The organism is Anaerosporobacter sp., assembly GCF_965301125.1.
The window spans coordinates 1-1,651 of record NZ_CBDLAM010000375.1 but is presented as its reverse complement, the minus strand read 5'-3'; the positions used below and the strand labels follow the sequence as shown (position 1 = coordinate 1,651).

2 protein-coding genes and 1 pseudogene are annotated in these 1,651 nt (G+C 33.5%); all 3 read right to left on the bottom strand.

What is annotated here, in order from left to right; translation table 11 throughout:
* A partial coding sequence (locus tag ACW2QF_RS20155; protein WP_455717804.1) for a hypothetical protein occupies window positions 1-1,140 on the bottom strand: 1,140 nt, incomplete at its 3' end.
* A gap of 55 nt (window positions 1,141-1,195) precedes the next feature.
* Window positions 1,196-1,429 (bottom strand): oxaloacetate decarboxylase, encoded by a 234-nt coding sequence (locus tag ACW2QF_RS20150; RefSeq protein WP_455717803.1) that lies wholly within the window; start codon window positions 1,427-1,429, stop codon window positions 1,196-1,198.
* 22 nt (window positions 1,430-1,451) lie between these two features.
* Window positions 1,452-1,651: pseudogene (locus tag ACW2QF_RS20145) on the bottom strand (hypothetical protein); the annotation flags it as partial.

The window sequence follows — 1,651 nt, the reverse complement described above, 5'->3', positions numbered from 1 at the left end:
CTCCAATTGTGCGTTTATGTACCTAATCTCTTTTACTTGCTTCTCTTGTTGTTCAAGTAACGAAGCCAATACCTTGCATTTCTCTACTATTTCAACTACATCTGTCTTTAGAAATCCCTTTGCAATAGCATCCGGAATTGCAAATTTTCTTTCATCTACTCCAAACTGTACCGTAAGATATCTTCCTACCTGCTTCTTTACTTCCCCCTGACCATATTTGATGTTTTTTAGTGTCATCCCCATGCAATCTGGTATTCCAATTCCTTCAATTTCTGCAGAGGTTTTTTCTAACTCTTCATTTATCTCTTCGATTTTATTCCATAGCTGTTCAATTTGTTGTTTACGTTCTTCTCTACGTTGTGCCATTGAAGAAGCTTTTGATTTCTTTTTTATTGTCATTCCATCATACAGTTCATATGTGCTGGCACAATACATCAGATCATATACCAAGATATGCAATGAAGGATCAATGTCTTTTAACTTCTTGTCGTAGGAACCATTATTATCTTCATGCTCAGCAAGCATTTCATCTAATAATCCTAATAACTCAGTATGATTATGTAATTCGTTCATTAACTCATCACACAGGCGATAATAGTTCTTTAAACTAAACGTCTGTCCACTTCCAATGTCATCCCCAAACTCAATACAATCAGCAAATTCCTTTGCACATGTAGCTTTAAACATATAGTTGCTTTCTGGGTCAATGAAACTCAAATACATGATTACTGATCTTTTGTCTTGGTCATATTTCCATTTTCCTGGAGCCACCTTTTGAAGCATTGCATTGATGTTATGTATGAAACTATCTATTTTCCCTAATCTCTGGTCATAATCACCGTTATCATTTGCTATAAGCTTCTTGAATTCTGAACGCACCTCTTCCATATACCCATTTTCTTCTTTACAAAGAAAAGAAATACCATTACTGGGCTGTACAATTCTATTATTAATCAGATTCTCTGATTTTCCTAATGCTTCCTTGAACATCTCACCAAAATCCTTTGCATCAATATCCCAATTTGCTTGAAAATGACGTACTGCAATCCATTTGTAGTACTCTGAATGTTCCTCGTTATTCACGTAATCAAATTTATCGATGTAGTTTCTTATTATTATCTCTAGCTGTTCTTTATTCATAAATTCTCCTTTTCCATCTTGTACCGTTTACTTTCTTGGCTTAGGTTATGATAATTTATTTCTTTTTCTTAAGAAACATAAAAAAAGAAATACACAATATTATTATCCCAACAACTATTAATCCTATCCAATACCTATTTCCGACTTTTCCAGCAAGAAATATTGATGTAGGGCCATCTGCACCACCTATAATTGAAATCTCCATATTTTGTTTGCTCCTGCTTACAACTCCAGTAATTATTAATAATATCCCTATCATTCCACCTATAATAGTAATAATCTTTTTCATTACAATCACCTTTCTATATTATCTACTCGGCTAGTATATGCACATTATCAATAGTAGTAACTGAGAAAGATCTACCACCCCAAGGTTCAACTTTTACTTCTGAAATTTCATTCCAGCCTTGACTTTTAAATACAAATTGCTGTTCAGATAGTACATCAGCATCAATCTCCTCATGAATATTTATTTCAATTTCTTCTATTGCACTCTGTACTATATCTATCC

What these genes read in the sequence shown, in the direction of transcription:
- ACW2QF_RS20150 (WP_455717803.1), bottom strand. Translation starts at nt 1,429, where the DNA reads ATGAAAAAGATTATTACTATTATAGGTGGAATGATAGGGATATTATTA.